At 64.6% G+C, this 4,571-nt stretch carries 5 protein-coding genes; 4 read left to right on the top strand and 1 reads right to left on the bottom strand.

Going from position 1 to position 4,571, the window contains the following annotated elements; all coding sequences use genetic code 11:
- Window positions 1–759: universal stress protein (locus tag I5M_RS05210; RefSeq protein ID WP_031335441.1), on the bottom strand; the 759-nt coding region annotated here is incomplete at its 3' end.
- Between the two features lie 209 nt (window positions 760–968).
- Between I5M_RS05210 and I5M_RS05205 the strand changes: the two genes are divergently transcribed.
- The 4 genes from I5M_RS05205 to I5M_RS05190 form a co-directional block, all read left to right on the top strand.
- Entirely contained in the window at window positions 969–1,802 is an 834-nt protein-coding gene (locus I5M_RS05205) for a universal stress protein (RefSeq protein ID WP_022720441.1), read from the top strand.
- 62 nt (window positions 1,803–1,864) lie between these two features.
- Window positions 1,865–2,596: a CBS domain-containing protein gene (locus I5M_RS05200; RefSeq protein WP_022720440.1), complete on the top strand. Its 732-nt coding sequence runs from the start codon at window positions 1,865–1,867 to the stop codon at window positions 2,594–2,596.
- A gap of 171 nt (window positions 2,597–2,767) precedes the next feature.
- Window positions 2,768–4,297: a sensor protein FixL gene (fixL, locus tag I5M_RS05195; protein WP_022720439.1), complete on the top strand. Its 1,530-nt coding sequence runs from the start codon at window positions 2,768–2,770 to the stop codon at window positions 4,295–4,297.
- A partial coding sequence (locus I5M_RS05190) for a response regulator (RefSeq protein WP_022720438.1) occupies window positions 4,287–4,571 on the top strand: 285 nt, incomplete at its 3' end. The genes fixL and I5M_RS05190, both read left to right, overlap by 11 nt.

The following is a 4,571-nucleotide window of genomic DNA, read 5'->3' as shown; positions in this document are numbered from 1 at the left end:
GAACCGGGAGTGGCCATAGGCGCCCGCAATGATGATGCCGGCGCCGACATCCTGCGCGAGCTTGTCGAGCTGTGCGGCGACGTCACCGGCCGGCTCCGGCACCTCGCCGACCGCATGAATGTGGTGGCGCGACAACCAGTCCACGACGTCGTGCACGGCGGCAAGCGACGCCGCGCGGCTGCCCTCCTCGTCCTCGACGATTTCAACGACCGTGACCCGGCTGGCCTGGCGCAACAGCGGCAGCGCATCGACGATGGCGCGGCGCGCCTCGGGCGTATCCTTCCAGGCCACCAGCACGCTCGACAGATCGATGCGGCAGACATTGGGTGGCACGACGAGCATCGGCCGGCCGATCTGCATCACCAGATCCGCCGGATCGGTGACGGCAAACGGATCGGTCAGCGGACCGCGCGGCGCCTCACCGACCACGACGATATCGGCGACGCGGGACTGCTGAACTACGTATTTTGCCGGAAGCTCGACGGCGCCGCGCCACTCCAGTTCGCGGGAGTGGCCGCGCATCGCCTGGCGAAACTCGGCCTCCAGCGTTTCGAGCCGCTGCTTGAGCGCGGCGAGTTGCTGCCCCAGCAGCAATTCGGCATTGCTGCCGGCCGTGTAGTACAGCGGCGGGCTGAGTTCCGACGCCGCCACGCCGATCAACCGCGCTTCGAAGCGTTCGGCGAGTTCGGCGGCGATGCCGAGACGACTGGCATTCGACTGATCGAAAGCGAGCGCGACCATTACGGTAGAATACGTCATCGGCTCCTCCGCCCGGCTTGGGCCGGGTCTCGATCTCGGATCGGTGCCCTTATGCCGGTTAGCATATGTAAAGATGCAACCGAGCCATGTATTTGCGTCGTGATGGCTCAGGGACGATGAGCTAGATCAAAGAGCGGCATCCCCGCACCGATATATTCGCGACGGATGGCGGCCTTCGTTTACGAAATGCTGCTGGGGGGAACTTTCCCATGCTCAACGACATTCTCGTTCACATTCCGGCGGATCGTCCCGCCGATGGCATCGTCGCCTGCGCGGTTTCGGTGGCGAAAACCTTCGATGCGCATCTCGACGGTATCGTCTGCGCCTATCAGCCGATCACCCCGGCGATCGTCGTCGGGGCGTCGGCGGCTTACTATGCGGCCGCCACACAGCTCAACACCGACGTCGACCAGGCTGCGGCGCGGCTCGACGAATTCGAGATCGCCGCACGCGCCGCCGGCGTCAGCCACGGCGCCCGCAGCATCTGCGACACCCCCGTACTGGCCAACGACACACTGGCCGAAGCATCACGGCTCTACGACCTCAGCATCCTGATGCAGCCCGACCGCACCAAACCGGGCCATCAGGATCCGCTACCCGAAAGCGTGCTGTTCAATTCCGGCAAGCCGATGCTGCTGGTGCCCTATATTCACACCGGGCCGTTGCAGCTGCGCCGCGTGTTGATCTGCTGGAACGGGAGCCGCGCGGCGGCGCGTGCCGTCCACGATGCGCTGCCGTTCCTGCAACGCGCCGGCGCCATCGATATCCTGGCGGTGAACGAGGACGAGGAAGTCGTCGGACAGTCGACGGCCGAGGCGCTGCGGGATCATCTGCTGCACCACGACTTTGCCCCCGACGTGCATCATCTCACCGCGGCTCCCTTCAACATCCACAACACCATCCTGTCCTTCGCGGGCGACTGCGGCGCCGACATGCTGGTGATGGGCGGCTACGGCCATTCGCGGCTGCGCGAGTTCATCCTCGGCGGCGTGACGCGCGGCATGTTCAAGTCGCTGACGGTGCCGGCACTGATTTCGCACTGAGCGGCGCGAACTGAGGCCACCGGCCTCACGCGACCACCCACGTGCGCCTAGGAGACGACGAGATGCGTGCAGACCAGATCATGACCCGACAGGTGGTGACGATCACCCCCGAAGCCTCGATTATCGATGCTGCCACCGCGATGATCGACAATCACGTCAGCGGACTGCCTGTGGTCGACGACGACGGCAAGCTGGTCGGAATCATTTCGGAGGGCGATTTCATCCGCCGCGCCGAGATCGGCACCCAGCGCAAACGCGGCCGCTGGTTGCGGATGCTGCTCGGGCCCGGCACCTGCGCGGCCGACTTCGTCCACGAGCACGGCCGCAAGGTCGGCGAGGTGATGACCCATCATCCCTTCACCATCGACGAGGCGACGCCGGTCGAAGCTATCGTCAAGACGATGGAAAAGCATCACGTCAAGCGGCTGCCGGTGATGCGCGGCGATCTGCTCGTCGGCATCGTCACCCGCAAAAACCTGCTGCGCGCCGTCGCCGATCTGGCGCGCCAGGCGCCGGCGCCGAGCGACGCCGACGACAAGATCCGCGACAAGATCATCTCGGAGATCGAGCGCAACGACTGGCGTCCATTCGGCCTCAGCGTGCTGGTGCGCGACGGCGTGGTCCACCTCAACGGCGTCATCACCGAGGAGCGCTCGCGGCAGGCAGCCATCGTCGTCGCCGAAAACGTCTGCGGCGTTCGCGAAGTCCACGATCATCTGTGCTGGGTCGACACGATGTCGGGGTTTTATCTGAATTCGCCCGAAGACGACCGCGCCGCCAAGGCGGCGCGCTGACGGTGCGCTGAAGTGACGCGACCAATCGGCAGAACATGACGCGATCTCGACCAGCATGGCGCATAGCTGCTAAGCGCTTGCGCTGCCGCGGCTTTTCGTCAGGTTCCAGCGTGTTGCGAATGATATTCGCCTTGTGATATTGAGCAATCTAGAACTCATTTCAGGCATCGCGTGACAGACTCGACCACCCCGTCCTCCGAAATTTCGGCACGCGACCGGCGCCTGCAGCAGGGCATCGACAGCTACGGGGTCGGCACGTGGGACTTCAACCGCACCACGCACGAACTTGTCTGGTCCACGACCACGCGCAAGCTGCTCGGCGCTGCGCCCGACGCCCCCGTCAGCGTCGACCTCTTCATCAACCTGATCGATCCGGAAGACCGCGACAGGATCCGCGCTGCGGTCGACCGATCGATCGGCCACGGCGATAATCTCGACATCACTTTTCGTGTCGCCGACAAGAGCCTCGACAAGCACTGGCTGCGCGCGCGCGGCGGCTTGGTTCACGACACTGACGCCGACTATCTGTGCGGCATCGTGCTCGACATCGACGAGCAGAAGGAGCTGGAGCGCGAGTTGCGCCTGCAGCAGAACCAGCTCCGCTCGATCCTCGACACCGTGCCGGACGCGATGATCCTGATCGACGGCCGCGGCATCATGCGGTTCTTCTCGAGCGCCGCGGAGCGGATGTTCGGACTGTCCGAACAGGAGGCGATCGGCCAGAACATCAGCATGCTGATGCCGCGCCCGGACGCAACGCGTCACGACAACTACATCGGACGCTATCGCTCGACCGGCGAGCGCCACATCATCGGCATCGGCCGCATCGTCACCGGTCAGCGCAAGGACGGCTCGACCTTCCCGATCCATTTGTCGATCGGCGAAATGGAATCCGGCGGCGAGAAGTACTTCACCGGCTTCATCCGGGATCTGACCGAATATCAGCAGACCCAGGCGCGGCTGCACGAACTCCAGGCCGAGCTGGTGCACGTCTCGCGCCTCACCGCGATGGGCGAAATGGCGTCGGCGCTGGCGCACGAACTGAATCAGCCGCTGTCGGCGATCAGCAACTACATGAAGGGCTCGCGCCGGCTGCTGGCCGGCAGCACCGACCCGCAAATGCCCAAGATCGAAAGCGCGATGGAGCGCGCCGCCGAGCAGGCGCTGCGCGCCGGCCAGATCATCCGGAGGCTGCGCGACTTCGTCGCCCGCGGCGAATCCGAAAAGCGCGTCGAAAGCCTCGCCAAGCTGATCGAGGAAGCCGGCGCGCTCGGGCTCACCGGCGCCCGCGAACAGGGCGTCGTGCTGCGCTTCAGTCTGGACCCCGAGAACGACATGGTGCTGGTCGACCGGGTCCAGATCCAGCAGGTGCTGGTCAATCTGTTCCGTAACGCGCTGGAAGCGATGGCGAAGTCGGAGCGTCGCGAATTGACCGCTTCCAATCGGCGCGTCGCCGACGATATGATCGAGGTCACGGTGTCGGACACCGGCGCCGGCATTCCGGACGACGTCAAAGTCAAATTGTTTCAGACTTTCTTCACCACAAAAGACACCGGTATGGGCGTTGGGCTGTCGATCAGCCGCTCGATCATTGAAGCCCATGGCGGCCGGATGTGGGCAGAAACCAATCCAGCTGGCGGCGCGACCTTCCGGTTCACGCTGCCGATGGCGCCTGTCGAGGATTTGAATGATGGCTCTTAGCGGCACCGTGCACGTGATCGACGACGATCTGGCGATGCGCGAGTCGGTCGAATTTCTGCTGAGCTCCGCCGGCTACGACGTCGAGCTGTACGAGACCGCACAGGCCTTCCTCGACCTTTCCGAGCCGACCTTCGGCTGCATCCTGTCGGACGTCCGCATGCCAGGCATCGACGGGCTCGATCTGTTGAAGCGACTCAAGTCCAGCGGCAGCAAATTGCCGGTGCTGATCATGACCGGTCATGGCGACGTGCCGCTCGCCGTCGAGGCGATGAAG

The sequence above is a fragment of the Rhodopseudomonas sp. B29 genome, assembly GCF_000333455.1.
In the GTDB taxonomy this organism is placed as follows: domain Bacteria; phylum Pseudomonadota; class Alphaproteobacteria; order Rhizobiales; family Xanthobacteraceae; genus Rhodopseudomonas.
The sequence above is the reverse complement of the archived record's forward strand: the minus strand, read 5'-3'. Positions and strand labels throughout refer to the sequence as shown.

Coding starts and splice junctions, on each gene's coding strand:
- I5M_RS05200 (WP_022720440.1), top strand. CDS start 1,865: ATGCGTGCAGACCAGATCATGACCCGACAGGTGGTGACGATCACCCCC.
- I5M_RS05205 (WP_022720441.1), top strand. CDS start 969: ATGCTCAACGACATTCTCGTTCACATTCCGGCGGATCGTCCCGCCGAT.